Origin of the sequence: Pseudomonas sp. MM213, assembly GCF_020423045.1 — a bacterium.
GTDB classification, from domain to species: Bacteria; Pseudomonadota; Gammaproteobacteria; order Pseudomonadales; family Pseudomonadaceae; genus Aquipseudomonas; species Aquipseudomonas migulae.
Map to the genome: position 1 here is coordinate 1,025,235 of NZ_CP081943.1, position 16,482 is coordinate 1,041,716.

Here is a 16,482-nt window from a genome sequence, read left to right on the forward strand (position 1 = left end):
TCCGATGCGCAGGGCGTTGGCTGCGTGCCGATGACCGAATATGTCGCAGCGCTGCAAGCACGGGCCTTGCCGCACTGGTTAAGCTGCGCAACGGATGAGCACCTGTAAAGACATTGCGCTGTCGATCTGCCAGTCGTTTTTGCAGATGCCCATTCATGGAAGGTGAATGTGACCTGAGTGTCTCGTCCAGCTTCACCCACCTGTCACCCTGTTTCCTCTGCCCGAGAATCAGGAACCGGGTGACGGATCGCCCCGAAAGGGGTTTTGCACGCGACGCTTCCATCAATAACAAGCCCAAGCGGAGTACCACAGATGGCGTTCTTCACCGCAGCCAGCAAAGCCGACTTCCAGCACCAACTGCAAGCGGCACTGGCGCAGCACATCAGTGAACAGGCACTGCCACAAGTGGCGCTGTTCGCTGAACAATTCTTCGGCATCATTTCCCTTGACGAGCTGACCCAGCGTCGGCTGTCCGACCTCGCCGGCTGCACCCTTTCTGCGTGGCGCCTGCTTGAGCGCTTCGATCACGCGCAACCGCAGGTTCGCGTCTTCAACCCTGATTACGAACGCCACGGCTGGCAGTCGACCCACACCGCGGTCGAAGTGCTGCACCACGACCTGCCTTTCCTGGTGGACTCGGTGCGTACCGAGCTGAACCGTCGCGGCTACAGCATTCATACCCTGCAAACCACTGTGCTGAGCGTGCGTCGCGGCAGCAAAGGCGAGTTGCTGGAAATCCTGCCTAAAGGCACCCAGGGCGAAGGGATCCTGCAAGAATCCCTGATGTACCTGGAAATCGACCGTTGCGCGAACACCGCAGAACTGAATGTTCTGAGCAAAGAGCTGGAACAGGTTCTCGGTGAAGTCCGCGTCGCGGTTGCCGATTTCGAGCCGATGAAAGCCAAGGTCCAGGAAATCCTGACCGGCCTCGACAACAGCAAATTTGCGGTCGACGGCGAAGAAAAAGCTGAAATCAAAAGCTTCCTGGAATGGCTGGTGGGCAACCACTTCACCTTCCTCGGCTACGAAGAATTCGTGGTTCAGGATGAAGCCGATGGCGGTCACATCGTTTACGACCAGAATTCCTTCCTCGGCCTGACCAAGCTGCTGCGCACCGGCCTGACCTACGATGACCTGCGCATCGAAGACTACGCCGTGAACTACCTGCGCGAACCGACCCTGCTGTCGTTCGCCAAGGCTGCGCACCCAAGCCGTGTACACCGTCCGGCTTACCCGGACTACGTGTCGATCCGCGAGATCGACGCCGACGGCAAGGTCATCAAGGAATGCCGTTTCATGGGCCTGTACACCTCGTCGGTGTATGGCGAGAGCGTGCGGGTCATTCCGTACATCCGCCGCAAGGTCGAAGAGATCGAACGCCGTTCCGGCTTCCAGGCCAAGGCTCACTTGGGCAAGGAACTGGCGCAGGTGGTCGAAGTGCTGCCGCGTGATGACCTGTTCCAGACCCCGGTCGACGAGCTGTTCAGCACCGTGATGTCGATCGTGCAGATCCAGGAACGCAACAAGATTCGCGTGTTCCTGCGCAAAGACCCGTACGGCCGTTTCTGCTACTGCCTGGCCTACGTGCCGCGTGACATCTACTCCACCGAAGTGCGCCAGAAGATCCAGCAAGTGCTGATGGATCGCCTGAAAGCCTCGGACTGCGAGTTCTGGACCTTCTTCTCCGAGTCCGTACTGGCCCGCGTGCAACTGATTCTGCGCGTCGATCCGAAGAACCGTCTGGACATCGACCCGCTGCAACTGGAAAACGAAGTGATCCAGGCCTGCCGCAGCTGGCAGGACGACTACGCCAGCCTGGTGGTGGAAAGCTTCGGCGAAGCCCACGGCACCAACGTGCTGGCGGACTTCCCGAAAGGCTTCCCGGCCGGTTACCGCGAGCGTTTCGCTGCGCATTCGGCTGTGGTCGACATGCAGCACCTGCTGAGCCTGAACGAAAAAAATCCATTGGTGATGAGCTTCTATCAGCCACTGGGTCAGGTCTCCGGCCAGCGCGAGCTGCACTGCAAGCTGTATCACGCCGATACCCCGCTGGCCCTGTCCGATGTGTTGCCGATTCTGGAAAACCTCGGCCTGCGTGTGCTGGGTGAGTTCCCGTATCGCCTGCGTCACAACAATGGCCGCGAGTTCTGGATTCACGATTTTGCGTTCACCGCCGCCGAAGGCCTGGAACTCGACATCCAGCAACTCAACGACACCTTGCAGGACGCCTTCGTCCACATCGTGCGTGGCGATGCCGAGAACGATGCGTTCAACCGTCTGGTACTGACCGCCGGCCTGCCATGGCGCGATGTTGCGCTGCTGCGTGCCTACGCACGCTACATGAAGCAGATTCGCCTGGGCTTCGACCTCGGCTACATCGCCAGCACCCTGAACAACCACACCGACATCGCTCGCGAGTTGACCCGGTTGTTCAAGACCCGCTTCTACCTGGCGCGCAAGCTGGCCACCGATGATCTGGAAGACAAGCAGCAACGTCTGGAACACGCGATTCTGGCAGCACTGGACGACGTCCAGGTGTTGAACGAAGACCGCATCCTGCGTCGCTACCTCGACCTGATCAAAGCGACCCTGCGGACCAACTTCTACCAGACCGATGCCCACGGTCAGAACAAGTCCTACTTCAGCTTCAAGTTCAACCCGCACCAGATTCCAGAGCTGCCGAAGCCGGTTCCGAAGTTTGAAATCTTCGTCTACTCGCCTCGCGTCGAAGGCGTGCACCTGCGCTTCGGCAACGTGGCTCGTGGCGGTCTGCGCTGGTCTGACCGTGAAGAAGACTTCCGTACCGAAGTCCTGGGCCTGGTAAAAGCCCAGCAAGTGAAGAACTCGGTCATCGTGCCGGTCGGCGCGAAGGGCGGCTTCCTGCCGCGTCGCCTGCCTCTGGGCGGCAGCCGTGACGAGATCGCGGCCGAGGGCATCGCTTGCTACCGCATCTTCATTTCGGGCCTGTTGGACATCACCGACAACCTGAAAGACGGCGCACTGGTACCACCGGCCAACGTCGTGCGTCATGACGACGATGACCCGTACCTGGTAGTCGCTGCGGACAAGGGCACTGCAACCTTCTCCGACATCGCCAACGGCATCGCCATCGACTACGGTTTCTGGCTGGGTGACGCGTTCGCCTCCGGTGGTTCCGCCGGTTACGACCACAAGAAAATGGGCATCACCGCCAAAGGCGCGTGGGTTGGCGTACAACGTCACTTCCGCGAGCGCGGCATCAATGTCCAGGAAGACAGCATCACCGTGGTTGGCGTCGGCGACATGGCCGGTGACGTGTTCGGTAACGGCTTGCTGATGTCCGACAAGCTGCAACTGGTCGCTGCGTTCAACCACCTGCACATCTTCATCGACCCGAACCCTGAGCCGGCGAACAGCTTCGCCGAGCGTCAGCGCCTGTTCGATCTGCCACGTTCGGCATGGTCGGATTACGACACCAGCATCATGTCGGAAGGCGGCGGGATCTTCTCGCGTAGCGCGAAGAGCATCGCGATTTCCCCGCAGATGAAAGAGCGCTTCGACATTCAGGCCGACAAGCTGACCCCGACCGAACTGCTGAATGCCTTGCTCAAGGCACCGGTAGACCTGTTGTGGAACGGCGGTATCGGTACTTACGTCAAAGCCAGCAGCGAAAGCCACGCCGATGTCGGCGACAAGGCCAACGATGCACTGCGTGTGAACGGCAACGAACTGCGCTGCAAAGTCGTGGGCGAGGGCGGTAACCTCGGTATGACCCAATTGGGTCGTGTCGAATTCGGTCTCAATGGCGGCGGTTCCAACACCGACTTCATCGACAACGCCGGTGGCGTGGATTGCTCCGACCACGAAGTGAACATCAAGATCCTGCTGAACGAAGTGGTTCACGCCGGTGACATGACCGACAAGCAACGTAACCAGTTGCTGGCGAGCATGACCGACGAAGTCGGCAACCTGGTGCTGGGCAACAACTACAAGCAGACTCAGGCCCTGTCCCTGGCGGCCCGCCGTGCCTTCGTGCGGATTGCCGAATACAAGCGCCTGATGAACGATCTGGAAGGCCGTGGCAAGCTGGATCGCGCCATCGAGTTCCTGCCGTCGGAAGACGCGATCAACGAACGCCTCGCGGAAGGCCATGGCCTGACCCGTGCCGAGCTGTCGGTGCTGATCTCCTACAGCAAGATCGACCTCAAGGCGCAGTTGCTGGACTCCCGTGTACCGGACGACGACTACCTGACCCGCGACATGGAAACCGCTTTCCCGCCGACACTGGTGAGCAAGTTCTCCGAGGCCATGCGTCGTCACCGTCTGAAGCGCGAGATCGTCAGCACCCAGATCGCCAACGATCTGGTGAACCACATGGGCATCACCTTCGTTCAGCGACTCAAAGAGTCGACCGGCATGAGCCCGGCGAACGTGGCCGGTGCGTACGTGATCGTGCGTGACATCTTCCACCTCCCGCACTGGTTCCGTCAGATCGAAGCCCTGGATTACCAGGTTTCCGCTGACGTGCAACTGGAGCTGATGGACGAGCTGATGCGTCTGGGCCGTCGCGCTACGCGCTGGTTCCTGCGTGCCCGCCGCAACGAGCAGAACGCTGCCCGTGACGTTGCACACTTCGGTCCGCACCTGAAGGAGTTGGGTCTCAAGCTCGACGAACTGCTGAGCGGCGAGATCCACGAAAACTGGCAGTCCCGTTATCAGGCGTACGTCGAAGCCGGTGTGCCGGAGTTGCTGGCGCGCATGGTGGCTGGTACTTCGCACCTGTACACGCTGCTGCCGATCATCGAGGCCTCCGACGTGACCGGCCAGAACCCTGCGGACGTGGCCAAGGCCTACTTCGCCGTGGGCAGTGCGCTGGACGTCACCTGGTACCTGCAACAGATCAGTGCTCTGCCGGTTGAAAACAACTGGCAGGCCCTGGCCCGTGAAGCGTTCCGCGATGACGTCGACTGGCAGCAACGTGCGATCACCATCTCTGTCCTGCAACAGGGCGGCGGCACTCAGGATGTGGAAACACGCCTGGCGCTGTGGATGGAAGAGAACGAAAGCATGATCGAACGCTGGCGTGCCATGCTGGTGGAAATCCGTGCAGCGAGCGGTACTGACTACGCGATGTATGCGGTAGCCAACCGTGAGTTGCTGGACCTGGCGTTGAGCGGGCAAGCGGTGGTGCCTGCCGCCGCTGTCACCGCCAGTGCCGAGCTGGAACCGGCGGCCTGATCAGTCGCTGAATGAAAAAGGCCCCGCATTGAGAGATGCGGGGCTTTTTTTTGTTTGAATGTTTTGTGGTGTTTGAGCGGGCCCCATCGCCAGCAAGCCGGCTCCTACATGTTTCGCGTCGTCCACATATTCTGTGCTCGACACAAAACCTGTAGGAGCCGGCTTGCTGGCGATGGGGCCATCTGCCTCAATACAACTTCCAGCCAGCTTTATTATCGATCATCGACACTTTATCTGTCGGCCCGGTCAATAAATTACTGAGCGACTGGTCAAACTTCTGCAATGCCCGAACTTGCACATTCTGCTGTTCATTAATATCCGCCACGATCTCTTCGCTGCGTTTATAGTCCGCCCACACCGGGCTCAATGCTTTGGCGTCATGCCCTTGTGCAGTCCCGATGTAATTGAAGTTGGTATCATAAAAATCCGCACTTACATCGGCCTTGATATCCGAGCTGCGTGAGGTGATCAATTGGCTGCGGGTGTCGACAATCGCGACCACGTCCGGTTTCGCCGCCCTGAGGCTTTGCATGTCCGGGTACACCGTGACCGAGCCGAACTGGCGCTGCAACGAGGCCTTGACCCAATCCACCGCCAGGTCGGGTTTGGAGGTGGCGACGTAGGCATCGTGAATCGGTTGTACCAGCAGATTCTGGCCGAAACCGGTGCCGGCATTGGCCTGATAGTCCTGCAGGTAGGCGCGGTTAGTCTGGGTGTTGCGGCTGTAGACGATGCCCAGCGAGACCTGTCCGCCGCTGGCGACATGGGTGGCGTTGCTGCGGCCGACGGGTGCGCTGAAGATACCGTCGAGTGAAGAAACTGCCGTCGGTGCAGTGGGAATTGAGCAGCCGGTTAAAACAGCGGCAAACGACAAGGTGCTGACAAGTGCAAGTTTCATGGGTGTCTCTCCAGTGAAACAACTTGAGTCGGAAGTTAAAGTTGCCGGTGTCGGCAGTGACTTCAGACTAAACCTGTGGCGGCTGAATGAAATAGCCAATTCATGAACTTGTCAGGTGGCCAATAGTATTGTTTGGTTTAAAAGTTGTCGGTTAATTGCGTCAGGCAATAAAAAGGCCCGAACTTTCGATTCGGGCCTGTTTATTTATGGCTGTACGTTCAGCTATCAGTTTTCCAATGGGATCAGCACTTTCTCGTCGGGGGACAACACCATGAACACCAGGAGTTTGGCCGGCTTGGTTGCGCTGGCATTTTTCGAGACCAGATGCTCCGAACCGGCGGCTTCATACCAGTACTCGCCAGCCTTGTAGGTTTTCGGTTGCTCGCCTTTCACCTGGGAAGTGATCGAGCCCGAAATCACATACGCCATTGCGGTGCCTTCGTGCTTGTGGGCGATGGAGGACTGGCCCGGCTTGTAGTCGACTTCGATCATCAGCGCCTTTTTGCCCGGGACGTTCTTCAGTACTTCATCTTGCAGAATCGTGACTTTTTCCGAAGGGTCGTGGGCGAATGCCGAGGCAGAAACGCTCAGGGCGAGGACGGCAAGCGGGGTGGCCAATAAACGCAAAACTTTCATGATTCATCACCTGCGGGGGGTTAGTTGTCGCAAACAACGTTAGTCCGCCAGTGACCGCAATCAAACAGCCAATTCAGCAGAAGGTCAGGGGACCAATCCGGATTTACGCAAGGCAATGCAAAACCTGTAGGAGCCGGCTTGCCGGCGATAGCATCACCGCAGTGCATCAGGCACACCGCGGTGAATGGAACGCCTGTAGGAGCCGGCTTGCTGGCGATAGCATCACCGCGGTGCATCAGGTACACCGCGGTGATGCTATCGCCAGCAAGCCGGCTCCTACAGGGGGGTGTTTAACGGATCGGGAAGCTGTTGAAGTCCACGGCGTTCGCCAATTGGCAATCGATCAGGTCGATGAAACCTTGCGCCTGTGGGGTGTTGAAATGCGATTGCATGGCCGCTTCCGATTGCCAGCGGGCGCTGACGTTCCAGCGGTTGCTGTCCTCGGGGCAGCGGTCGACCATATAGGATTCGCAGCCCGGTTGTTCACGCAGGGTTTCGACAATCTTTTGCAGTTGCTTACCCAGTTCGTCCGAGCGGCCGGCTGCGGCCTGCACCTTTACGGTGTTGATCACTTCGTTGGACATTGCTCACACTCCTGAATCAGGCCGGACGAATCCTGCTCATTGAGGGATAACGCTTACGAGGATAGGCCTGCACTTGCGGACCGCCAATAGCCAATTGCCGGATAAAAACCCAGACCAATCGCTCAGGCGATTTGCTGAAAAATGTCACGCAAGCGGTCCAGCGCGGTGTCGATGTCCAGGGTTTCGATGGCACCAAACCCCATGAGAAGCCCAGCCTGCGGGGCCCGCTGGTAGTAAAAGGTGTCGATGGAATACAGCCCGACTTCGACCTTTTTCGCCAGTTCGATCAGCAATGGCATATCGATAGGCACTTTGCACATAAGCACCATGTGAAAACCTGCCGTACTCGGGATCGCTTCGAGCCAGGGAGACAGGTCACCAGCGATACGCGTGAGGATGCGTTCGCGACGCCCGGCGTAGATCGTATGACAGCGCCGGATGTGCTTGAGCAGGCAGCCTTCGGCAATGAATTTGGCCAGTGCCCATTGGGGCAGGGTGGAGGTGTGCAGGTCGGTGAGTTGCTTGGCGCGGATCACCGCTTCGAGAATCGCCGGCGGCAAAATCGCGTAGCCGAGGCGCAGTTCCGGCAGCAGGGTTTTCGAAAAGGTCCCGACGTAGGCGACGATCCCGCGCTCATCCATGCTTTGCAGCGAGTCGGTGGGCCGGCCTTCGTAGCGGAATTCGCTGTCGTAATCGTCCTCGATGATGATCGCGCCCAACTCGTAGGCGCGCTCCAGCAGCGCCACGCGACGTGCCTGGCTCATCGGCATGCCGAGCGGAAACTGGTGGGACGGCGTGACATAAATCAGCCGGGTGCCAAGGGGGATTTGGTCGACCTGGATGCCGTCTGCGTCGACCGGTACGCCGATCACCGTGGCGCCGTGGCTGCCGAACAGCAGGTGCGCGGGCGGGTAACCGGGGTCTTCCATGGCGACGATGCTGCCGGGGCGCGTGATCACGCGGGAGATCAGGTCCAGCGCTTGTTGCGCACCGTTGCACACCACCACGTCTTCGTCCTGGCAATTCACCCCACGGGAAAACGCGATGTGCCGGGCGATCGCATTGCGCAGCGACGGCAGGCCTTCAGGCAAGCTGTAGAAGCCCTTGGAACCGGACATCTGACGCAGCGCGTGGGAGGTGCAGCGCCGCCAATCGTCCTGCGGAAACTGGCCCTTGCTGGTAGCGCCACCGATGAAGTCATAACGCAGCGAGCCTTCCAGCGTCGGATGACGCAAAAACACCGGCAAATTGCGCCACGACTCGATGACTTCGGCACTCGCCAACTGCGAATGGCTTTGCTTGGGTTGCGCTTTGGCCGTCCGGGCATTGACGTAGGTGCCTTTGCCGATCACCCCGGTCAGGAAGTTTTCATAGGTCAGTTGTGCGTACGTGTCGGAAATGGTCTTGCGCGAGATGCCCAGCTGTTCGGCCAGCAGACGGCTGGGCGGTAATTGCGTCCCGGCTGCCAGACGACCGGATTCGATGGCGCTGCGCAGTTGGTTGTACAACTGGCCTGCCAGGTCCTTGCGGCCGTTGATGACAACATGAAGTTCCATACCGGCGGGGCTCCTGGGCGGTTAAGGCGCGTGTGCGTCGGGCCAGATTACGCGCAAGCGTCGCCGTGCAGAAGTTGCGTGGGGGAAAAACCGCGGATTGGTCTGCTCGGAGTGGTCCACCGGTATTTCGCGCAATTGGATCTGTAACGCCGGCGCATCAGCGCTTACCGTGAAAACATCTATCAATCCACGAGGCACGCCATGACTTCCCGTCTGGATTACTACAGCGCGTCGCCCAAAGCGATGAAAGCGATGATCGCCATGGAGGCGCTGACCAGCAACCTGAGCATCGAGCCGGCGCTGCTGCACCTGATCAAGATCCGCGCCTCGCAGCTCAACGGCTGCGCCTTCTGCACCGACATGCACTCGGTGGACGCGCGACGCCTCGGCGAGACCGACCGGCGTCTGTATTCGATTGTGGTCTGGCGCGACAGCGGCTTTTTCAACCCACGCGAGCGCGCGGCGCTGGCCTGGACCGAAGCGGTCACCTTGCTCTCGCAAAGCCATGTGCCGGACGACGTCTACGCCCAGGCCCGGGAGCAGTTCAGCGAGAGCGAGATGGTCGACCTGACCATTGCCGTCACGACCATCAACAGCTGGAATCGCCTGGCGGTGAGTTTCCGCCAGTCCCCCAGCGCGTGATGACGCTGTCACATCAGGTTCATGAACGTTGCGCAGGATGAGGTTTTCAAAGGACAGATCGACAGGGAGTCATTGATGTCATTCATGGAAACCGCTGGGCGCCAAAGCCCTGCCGAATACCGCTCGCCGGTAGACACCTCGTCATCCATACAGGCGCAGGCCGCCGCGCTTGATCCGCAACTGGCGCAAGCGTTCATGGTCAGTGCCCGCTGCGGCTGTTACATGCAGGCGTCGCGCAGTCTCAACATCAAGGCGACGTTGCTGCGCAAGCAGTTGGCGCAACTCGAAGCGCAACTGCAGTGCTCGCTGTTCAGCCATGGCGACAATGGTGTCGCCCTCAGTCGTGAAGGATTGCAGCTTCAGGCGCAGCTGATTGCCTTGGCCCATGAACGCGACTTGCCGGTGATCGAACAGCCCCTGGTGCGCCTGGCCGTCGCCGAATCGATCCTGCATGACATCCTCGGTCGCGACCTGGTGGCCTTGCTGCGCCGCAACGCCAGCGTGCGTCTGGAGATCATTTCCCTCGACAGCGAGCTGGCCCTGCGCGCCGTCAGCGCCGATGTGGTGGTGTGGCTGGCTGGCACCGATTCACCGCTGCCGGGCCCGAGTTTTGCCGTCGGCGAGCCGCGACGCCTGGCGCGGCTCGACTACCTGCCGCACATTGCCAAGCGTTATTCACGCACTGCGTCACGCCCGGACAATCTCGATGACCTCGCCGATTTCCTGCTGGTGCAATGGCAGCCTCATCGTCAGGTCGAGAGCTTTGTGCCGTGGAATGCGCTGGTGGACCAGCGACTCGCCGGGGTGGTGCAGTTGCATGCCTATGAGCTGATGCTGGAGATGATCCGATGCAGCGCCTGTATCGGTTTGCTGCCTGGTTACATGAGCCATTTCGACCGTGGTCTGATCGCTCTGCCGGGGTTGTTTGGCCAGCCGATGCAGCGCCAGGTGTGGATGGCGGTCAATGCGCAGTCGCAGGATGAAGCTCAGGTGCAGATGATCGTCGAACTGATTCAAAACACCTTCAATGAGCGCCGGGATTGGTTCGAAGCCTGAGCAATACCAACTGTAGGAGTGAGCCTGCTCGCGATAGGGCCATAACATTCAACATTGATGTTGACTGTCCGGACGCTATCGCGAGCAGGCTCACTCCTACAGTAGGTTCTCGTCATGCTGGAAGATTGCGTTGTAGAGTGAGCGGCCATGTCTGTATCAAGGATGAATCACCCATGCCCGTCACTGACGCTGTCATTACGCTTGAACGCTTCAACGAGTCCCACCTCGAAGGCATCACCGCGCTTTACAACGAACCAGCGATTACCCGGCAAGTGCTGCAAATGCCGTTTCAGTCCATCGAGGTCTGGCGCAAACGCCTGGATCCGGGCAACGAACGGCATGTGCAACTGGTGGCGCTGAGTCAGGGGAGGGTGATAGGCAACATCGGCCTCGAACAGTTTTCGCGCATCCGCCGCAGTCATGCTGCCAATTTCGGCATGGGTGTCTCTGAGGCGTGGCAGGGCAAGGGTGTTGGCTCGAAGCTGCTGGCCACCGCGCTGGACATCGCCGACAACTGGATGAATCTGCAACGGGTCGAGCTGTCGGTGTACGCCGACAACGAAGCAGCCATCGGTTTGTACCGCAAGTTTGGTTTTGAAACCGAAGGCCTGTTTCGGGACTACGCCGTGCGTGACGGAGTGTTGGTGGACACCTTGAGCATGGCGCGTCTGCGCCGCATGCCCAAGGCCGGTTGATTCACTCGCCCAGTGCAAACGCCACCGCCGCCTGCGCATGCAGTTCGGTGGTGTCGAGCAGGGGCAGGGTGCTGTGTTCGGGTTTGATCAGCAGGCCGATTTCGGTGCAACCGAGGATGATGACCTGGGCGCCGCGCTGGCTCAGGGATTCGATCACCCGCTGATAAATCCGCCGTGAGGCCTCGCTGATCACCCCGACGCACAACTCGTCGTAGATGATCCGGTGCACGGCTTGACGCTCCTCGGCGTCCGGCACCAGTACGGTCAGCCCCATCGACGTCAGGCGCTCCTTGAGAAAGTCCTGTTCCATGGTGAACGCAGTCCCCAGCAACCCGACGTTCAGTGCGCCGGCATCCACCGCCGCCTGTCCGGCCGGGTCGGCGATGTGCAGGAACGGAATGTTGATCGCCGCCTGAATTTGCCCGGCGACCTTGTGCATGGTGTTGGTACACAGCACCACGCAATCGGCGCCCCCAGCCTCCAGCCGCCGCGCGGCATCCACCAGAATCAGCGCCGCATCGTCCCAGCGACCGGCGTGCTGGGCCTGTTCGACAGGCCCGAAGTCGACGCTGTACATTAGCAGTTTCGCCGAACGCAACGGCCCGAGCCGGTCGCGTACCTGTTGGTTGATGAGGCGGTAATACTCGGCGCTGGACTCCCAGCTCATGCCGCCGATAAGGCCGATGGTGCGCATGGCGTGCTCCTGTTGATGGCAACCCTTTGTCTGGGAGTATCCCGTGGCGCTTCACGGCTTTCTATCAGGAAATTTCACATGCTGAGTCAACGGCTGCCGGGCGCTAAAGTCAGCTTGCAACTTCTGCCCCGTGCCGCTTACAGCGCACGCGATCCGGCGCAGTCGCGCACCATCGGGGTGACGCTGGAGCGCCAGCAGGGTGTGCACGCGATTGACTCGGATCGGCGGGTGGATTTCGATACGTTGCCCGGTGTTCTGGCGTATACCCCGGTGGGCGTCGAAGTGTTTTCCGAATCGTCCAGCGGTGGCGAATACTTGCTGATGCAGCTGGACGAATCGTTTGCCGATGAACATTTGCCTGCCATTGGCCATCGCGTACAGTCTTGCGGCAATCGACAGGCGCTGAGCCTGGCACGCGAAGTGCGGCGTTTGTTGCTGGCGCCACAACCCGACCTACTGGCACTGGAGCAATGTGCCCTGGGATTTGTGGGGTTGGCGCAACCGCAGGTCGAAATGGCTCATCGGCCCGCGCCAGCCGCACTCGCCCAAGTGCTGGACCTGATCGCAGAACAATTCCACCAGCCCCTCACGCTGCAACAACTGGCGGCGGCCTACGGCCAGAACGAGCTGCGCTTTCTGCGAGACTTTACCCGCGCCATCGGCCTGACACCGCACGCTTACCTCGTTGAAGTACGACTGCAGGCGGCACGGCGGATGATCGAGCACACCGGTCTGAGCCTGGCTGACATCGCCCTTGATGCCGGTTTCGCCCATCAGTCGCACATGGGCAGCGCCTTCCGCAAATTCCTCGCCATGACCCCCAGTCAATACCGCTCACGCTTTTAGTCGTACGCCCGCCGCGCGCATCTGCCATGCTCAAAGTCCGCAGCACTGTTTCAACAAAGGAACACCGCAATGGACGACGTACAACAACTGGGCGAGATGCTTCGCCACTACGCAGACAGCGAAGCGCACAAAAAACAATTGTTCGAGTCGCAATCGGCCGTGTGGGCGACGCGCATTGGCGAGCTGTTTGATCAGATCCAGCAATGGCTGGAACCGGTCCGGGCGCCGAACCTGCTGGAAGTCAGCCGCGAGGCGTATGTCGCCTCGGGGCCGAGCGTTCCGGTCGAGACGTCAACGTTCAAGACCGAGAAACTGGGCATCGTGATCGCCGGCAAACCCGTGGAGTTCGTGCCGGATGTGATGGGTACCGGTGGGCAGATTTCCCTGGCGGTGATGGGCCTGACCGCCGCGCGGTATGGCAGCATTTCGCTGGTGTGCCTGCCGCCGTCCAACAATTGGCAATGGCGCAAGACCAATGGCTTGAAGGACCCGGACACCTTTGCCTTCGACGCGAATTTTCTGGCGCAGCAGTTGCAGAGCTTGATCCCCCGCGATCGGAGCTGATCTCTCCGGACTTTCACCTTTCCCCTGTGGGAGCGAGCCTGCTCGCGATGACGGTTCGGCAATCAACATAAATGTTGGCTGAACCACCGCTATCGCCGGCAAGCCGGTCTCGCTCCTACAATGGATCTGCGGTGCATCAGATTTCGAGATTCACCCAGCCCGGTTTTGCCACTTCCGGCGCAACCGCCTTCACCACTTTCCCCGTCGCCAACTCCACCCGTCGAGCCACCTCCGGGTCATCGGCAAACGGGATCAGGCTCGCTTCCTCCAGACTTTCTGCCGTCTGCTGCTTCAGGCAGTACTCGACCGCCAGCCAAAGCCCCGCAACACCCACGATATTCAACACGATCTCGAACATCTCAGCTCCTCGCCTCAGGCAATCCGTGCATCACGTTCAGCCATCGCCACGTCGGAAACCCGTACCGTGCGCCAGGCGTTGTACGCCATCAGCAGCATGCCGCTGAGGAAGAACACGCCGCCGGCAAACCGCACCACAAATCCCGGATGACTGGCCTGCAAGGCTTCGACGAAGGAATAGGTCAGCGTGCCGTCGTCGTTGATCGCGCGCCACATCAGGCCCTGGGTGATGCCGTTGACCCACATCGAGGCGATGTACAGCACGGTGCCGATGGTCGCCAGCCAGAAGTGCAGGTTGATCAACGGCGTGCTGTACATCTGCTCGCGGCCGAAGACTTTCGGAATCATGTGGTAGACCGCGCCGAAGGTGATCATCGCCACCCAACCGAGGGCGCCGGCGTGCACGTGGCCGATGGTCCAGTCGGTGTAGTGGGAGAGGGCGTTCACGGTTTTGATCGCCATCATCGGCCCCTCGAAAGTCGACATGCCGTAGAAGGCCAGCGACAGCACCAGAAAACGCAAAATCGGATCGGTGCGCAATTTATGCCAGGCACCCGAGAGCGTCATCATGCCGTTGATCATGCCGCCCCAGCTCGGCGCCAACAGGATCAGCGACATGGCCATGCCCAATGACTGCGCCCAGTCCGGCAACGCGGTGTAGTGCAAATGGTGCGGGCCGGCCCAGATGTACAGGGTGATCAACGCCCAGAAGTGCACGATGGACAAGCGATAGGAGTACACCGGCCGCCCGACCTGTTTCGGCACGAAGTAATACATCATCCCGAGGAACCCGGTCGTCAGGAAAAACCCCACCGCGTTGTGCCCGTACCACCACTGCACCATGGCGTCGGTGGCGCCGGAATACACCGGGTAGGACTTGAACCAGTCCACCGGAATCGACAGGTGATTGACCACGTGCAACATGGCGATCACCACGATGAACGCGCCGAAAAACCAGTTGCCGACGTAAATATGATGGGTTTTGCGTTGCACCACTGTGGTGAAAAACACGATGGCGTACGCCACCCAGACCGCGGTCATCCACACCGCGCCGGAGAACTCGATCTCGGCGTATTCCTTGGTAGTGGTGTAGCCCAGCGGCAGGGTGATCAGCATCACCACGATGACCGATTGCCAACCCCAGAAGGTGAAGGCGGCGAGGGTGTCCGAGTACAGCCGCACCTGGCAGGTACGCTGCACTGCGTAATAACTGGCGGCGAACTGCGCGCTGCCGGCAAAGCCGAAAATCACCAGGCTGGTGTGCAGCGGACGCAAACGCCCGAACGAGGTCCACGGCAGGTCGAGGTTCATCTCGGGCCACACCAGTTGCGAGGCGATCCACACCCCCATTGCCATCCCCACGACGCCCCAGAAAATGGTCGCCACGACGAATTGGCGGACGACCTTGTAGTTATAGGCCTGTCCGATTGTTGCTGTGCTCATGGTCAATGCTTCCACGGTTGCAAAGTCTTGCCAGGCCACCCGGACTGGCATGCCGTGAACTGTAGAAACCTCATCGAAAACAAAACAGATTCAGGAAAGCGCAATTAATACGGATCAGATAAAGGCGCCGTACCTGTCAGAGTTGACAGTATCGGCGGATTGAATCCAGCGCTTTAATAAACTCGCTGACGCATTGGGTAGTGGTGAGTTCCAGTGGTTGCGTTCAAGGCAAGTCAGCCCTGCCGGTCATGGCGATCAGGAGGGGCACTTTCATACAGGATGTTCTGAACTCAAGGGTGAACCAATGACAACTTTCACTTATACAGGCCCCAAGGCGCCAGCCGATGACGCGTCCGAGATGCCTGATTTCAGCAAGAAAAAAGTCTTCATGGGGTTTTGGCATAACTGGGGGCCGAGTGCCGGGTATCAAGGCGGATTGACGGGAGAGGTGCCACTGGAGGACATCCCTGTCGAATACAACGTGGTAGCGGTAGCGTTCATGAAGGGCGCTGGCATCCCGACATTCAAGCCCTACAACCTGTCTGATGAGGAGTTTCGGCGCCAGGTCGGCGTACTCAACAAGCAAGGTCGCGCGGTGTTGATTTCATTGGGTGGTGCCGATGCCCACATCGCCTTGAAAAAAGGCGAAGAGCAGGCGCTCGCGAATGAAATCATCCGATTGGTTGAAGTTTATGGTTTCGATGGGCTCGATATCGATCTGGAGCAGACCGCGATCGACTTTGCCGACAACAACACGGTAATTCCGGCGGCGCTGATACGGGTCCGCGATTACTACAAGAGTCAAGGCAAGCACTTTCTTATCACCATGGCGCCGGAGTTCCCGTATCTGAGAACCGGGGGCAAGTACGTGCCGTATCTGAACGCCTTGGCGAACTATTTTGATTGGATTTCCCCGCAGTATTACAACCAGGCCGGTGATGGGCTTTCTGTTCCGGAGCTCAACCCTTCATGGCTCACGCAGAACGACGGTGTGCGCAAGAAAGAATTCCTGTACTACCTGACCACCGCGCTGGTAACCGGGAAAAATGGCTTCGTTAAAATCCCGGCCGATAAATTCCTTATTGGCTTGCCCAGCAGTATTGATGCGGCAGCGAACGGCTTTGTTGTCGATCCAAATTTCGCGAAATGGGCACTTGACAAACTGAAGGCCGATGGCAATCCAGTCAAAGGCCTGATGACCTGGTCGATCAACTGGGATTGCGGGACTAACAAGAACGGAGACCCGTATGACTGGCGCTTCAAAAGATACTATTCATCGATGATCCAATAATGG

General features: G+C 59.4%; 14 protein-coding genes. 7 read left to right on the top strand and 7 right to left on the bottom strand.

What is annotated here, in order from left to right:
• Positions 1 to 312: 312 nt before the first annotated feature.
• On the top strand, positions 313 to 5,217 hold the full coding sequence (locus tag K5R88_RS04725; RefSeq protein ID WP_223451963.1) for an NAD-glutamate dehydrogenase: 4,905 nt from the start codon (positions 313 to 315) through the stop codon (positions 5,215 to 5,217).
• A 187-nt stretch (positions 5,218 to 5,404) separates the two neighbouring features.
• On the opposite strand, the gene K5R88_RS04730 is transcribed toward K5R88_RS04725, so the two are convergent.
• The 4 genes from K5R88_RS04730 to pdxR all read right to left on the bottom strand — a co-directional run bounded on the left by K5R88_RS04730 (position 5,405) and on the right by pdxR (position 8,891).
• The gene (locus K5R88_RS04730) at positions 5,405 to 6,115 is read right to left on the bottom strand and encodes an ATPase (RefSeq protein WP_226299309.1); all 711 of its coding nucleotides are present in this window, start codon (positions 6,113 to 6,115) and stop codon (positions 5,405 to 5,407) included.
• Positions 6,116 to 6,340: 225 nt separating this feature from the next.
• Complete coding sequence (locus tag K5R88_RS04735; RefSeq protein ID WP_008030133.1) at positions 6,341 to 6,751, bottom strand: cupin domain-containing protein; 411 nt, start codon at positions 6,749 to 6,751, stop codon at positions 6,341 to 6,343.
• Between the two features lie 290 nt (positions 6,752 to 7,041).
• Positions 7,042 to 7,335 carry a putative quinol monooxygenase gene (locus tag K5R88_RS04740; protein ID WP_008042903.1) on the bottom strand — a complete coding sequence of 98 codons (294 nt, stop codon included), beginning with the start codon at positions 7,333 to 7,335 and terminating at the stop codon, positions 7,042 to 7,044.
• A gap of 122 nt (positions 7,336 to 7,457) precedes the next feature.
• Positions 7,458 to 8,891 carry a MocR-like pyridoxine biosynthesis transcription factor PdxR gene (pdxR, locus tag K5R88_RS04745; protein ID WP_226299310.1) on the bottom strand — a complete coding sequence of 478 codons (1,434 nt, stop codon included), beginning with the start codon at positions 8,889 to 8,891 and terminating at the stop codon, positions 7,458 to 7,460.
• A gap of 201 nt (positions 8,892 to 9,092) precedes the next feature.
• On the opposite strand from pdxR, the gene K5R88_RS04750 reads away from it, so the two are divergent.
• The 3 genes from K5R88_RS04750 to K5R88_RS04760 all read left to right on the top strand — a co-directional run bounded on the left by K5R88_RS04750 (position 9,093) and on the right by K5R88_RS04760 (position 11,284).
• Complete coding sequence (locus K5R88_RS04750) at positions 9,093 to 9,533, top strand: carboxymuconolactone decarboxylase family protein (protein WP_008030139.1); 441 nt, start codon at positions 9,093 to 9,095, stop codon at positions 9,531 to 9,533.
• Positions 9,534 to 9,608: 75 nt separating this feature from the next.
• Positions 9,609 to 10,589 carry a LysR family transcriptional regulator gene (locus K5R88_RS04755; RefSeq protein ID WP_226299311.1) on the top strand — a complete coding sequence of 327 codons (981 nt, stop codon included), beginning with the start codon at positions 9,609 to 9,611 and terminating at the stop codon, positions 10,587 to 10,589.
• 173 nt (positions 10,590 to 10,762) lie between these two features.
• Positions 10,763 to 11,284 carry a GNAT family N-acetyltransferase gene (locus K5R88_RS04760; protein WP_223434580.1) on the top strand — a complete coding sequence of 174 codons (522 nt, stop codon included), beginning with the start codon at positions 10,763 to 10,765 and terminating at the stop codon, positions 11,282 to 11,284.
• A gap of 1 nt (position 11,285) precedes the next feature.
• Here the strand turns inward: K5R88_RS04760 and K5R88_RS04765 are convergent, their stop codons facing one another.
• Positions 11,286 to 11,978 (bottom strand): aspartate/glutamate racemase family protein, encoded by a 693-nt coding sequence (locus K5R88_RS04765; protein ID WP_226299312.1) that lies wholly within the window; start codon positions 11,976 to 11,978, stop codon positions 11,286 to 11,288.
• Positions 11,979 to 12,056: 78 nt separating this feature from the next.
• Between K5R88_RS04765 and K5R88_RS04770 the strand changes: the two genes are divergently transcribed.
• Complete coding sequence (locus K5R88_RS04770) at positions 12,057 to 12,824, top strand: AraC family transcriptional regulator (RefSeq protein ID WP_226299313.1); 768 nt, start codon at positions 12,057 to 12,059, stop codon at positions 12,822 to 12,824.
• A 69-nt stretch (positions 12,825 to 12,893) separates the two neighbouring features.
• Positions 12,894 to 13,388 carry a hypothetical protein gene (locus K5R88_RS04775; protein WP_223450209.1) on the top strand — a complete coding sequence of 165 codons (495 nt, stop codon included), beginning with the start codon at positions 12,894 to 12,896 and terminating at the stop codon, positions 13,386 to 13,388.
• A 136-nt stretch (positions 13,389 to 13,524) separates the two neighbouring features.
• Here K5R88_RS04775 and K5R88_RS04780 read toward each other — a convergent pair whose 3' ends face one another.
• A complete protein-coding gene (locus tag K5R88_RS04780; RefSeq protein WP_223450210.1) occupies positions 13,525 to 13,746 on the bottom strand; it encodes a cbb3-type cytochrome c oxidase subunit 3 in 222 nt (73 codons plus the stop codon).
• Between the two features lie 14 nt (positions 13,747 to 13,760).
• Entirely contained in the window at positions 13,761 to 15,188 is a 1,428-nt protein-coding gene (gene ccoN / locus K5R88_RS04785; RefSeq protein WP_226299314.1) for a cytochrome-c oxidase, cbb3-type subunit I, read from the bottom strand.
• A gap of 304 nt (positions 15,189 to 15,492) precedes the next feature.
• Here ccoN and K5R88_RS04790 point away from each other — a divergent pair, with 304 nt between their 5' ends.
• Complete coding sequence (locus tag K5R88_RS04790) at positions 15,493 to 16,479, top strand: glycosyl hydrolase family 18 protein (protein WP_226299315.1); 987 nt, start codon at positions 15,493 to 15,495, stop codon at positions 16,477 to 16,479.
• Positions 16,480 to 16,482 lie beyond the last annotated feature (3 nt).

What these genes read in the sequence shown, in the direction of transcription:
- K5R88_RS04780 (WP_223450210.1), bottom strand. Translation starts at nt 13,746, where the DNA reads ATGTTCGAGATCGTGTTGAATATCGTGGGTGTTGCGGGGCTTTGGCTG.
- K5R88_RS04765 (WP_226299312.1), bottom strand. Translation starts at nt 11,978, where the DNA reads ATGCGCACCATCGGCCTTATCGGCGGCATGAGCTGGGAGTCCAGCGCC.
- K5R88_RS04770 (WP_226299313.1), top strand. Translation starts at nt 12,057, where the DNA reads ATGCTGAGTCAACGGCTGCCGGGCGCTAAAGTCAGCTTGCAACTTCTG.
- K5R88_RS04790 (WP_226299315.1), top strand. Translation starts at nt 15,493, where the DNA reads ATGACAACTTTCACTTATACAGGCCCCAAGGCGCCAGCCGATGACGCG.
- K5R88_RS04750 (WP_008030139.1), top strand. Translation starts at nt 9,093, where the DNA reads ATGACTTCCCGTCTGGATTACTACAGCGCGTCGCCCAAAGCGATGAAA.
- K5R88_RS04740 (WP_008042903.1), bottom strand. Translation starts at nt 7,335, where the DNA reads ATGTCCAACGAAGTGATCAACACCGTAAAGGTGCAGGCCGCAGCCGGC.
- pdxR (WP_226299310.1), bottom strand. Translation starts at nt 8,891, where the DNA reads ATGGAACTTCATGTTGTCATCAACGGCCGCAAGGACCTGGCAGGCCAG.
- K5R88_RS04760 (WP_223434580.1), top strand. Translation starts at nt 10,763, where the DNA reads ATGCCCGTCACTGACGCTGTCATTACGCTTGAACGCTTCAACGAGTCC.
- K5R88_RS04755 (WP_226299311.1), top strand. Translation starts at nt 9,609, where the DNA reads ATGTCATTCATGGAAACCGCTGGGCGCCAAAGCCCTGCCGAATACCGC.
- K5R88_RS04725 (WP_223451963.1), top strand. Translation starts at nt 313, where the DNA reads ATGGCGTTCTTCACCGCAGCCAGCAAAGCCGACTTCCAGCACCAACTG.
- K5R88_RS04775 (WP_223450209.1), top strand. Translation starts at nt 12,894, where the DNA reads ATGGACGACGTACAACAACTGGGCGAGATGCTTCGCCACTACGCAGAC.
- ccoN (WP_226299314.1), bottom strand. Translation starts at nt 15,188, where the DNA reads ATGAGCACAGCAACAATCGGACAGGCCTATAACTACAAGGTCGTCCGC.
- K5R88_RS04730 (WP_226299309.1), bottom strand. Translation starts at nt 6,115, where the DNA reads ATGAAACTTGCACTTGTCAGCACCTTGTCGTTTGCCGCTGTTTTAACC.
- K5R88_RS04735 (WP_008030133.1), bottom strand. Translation starts at nt 6,751, where the DNA reads ATGAAAGTTTTGCGTTTATTGGCCACCCCGCTTGCCGTCCTCGCCCTG.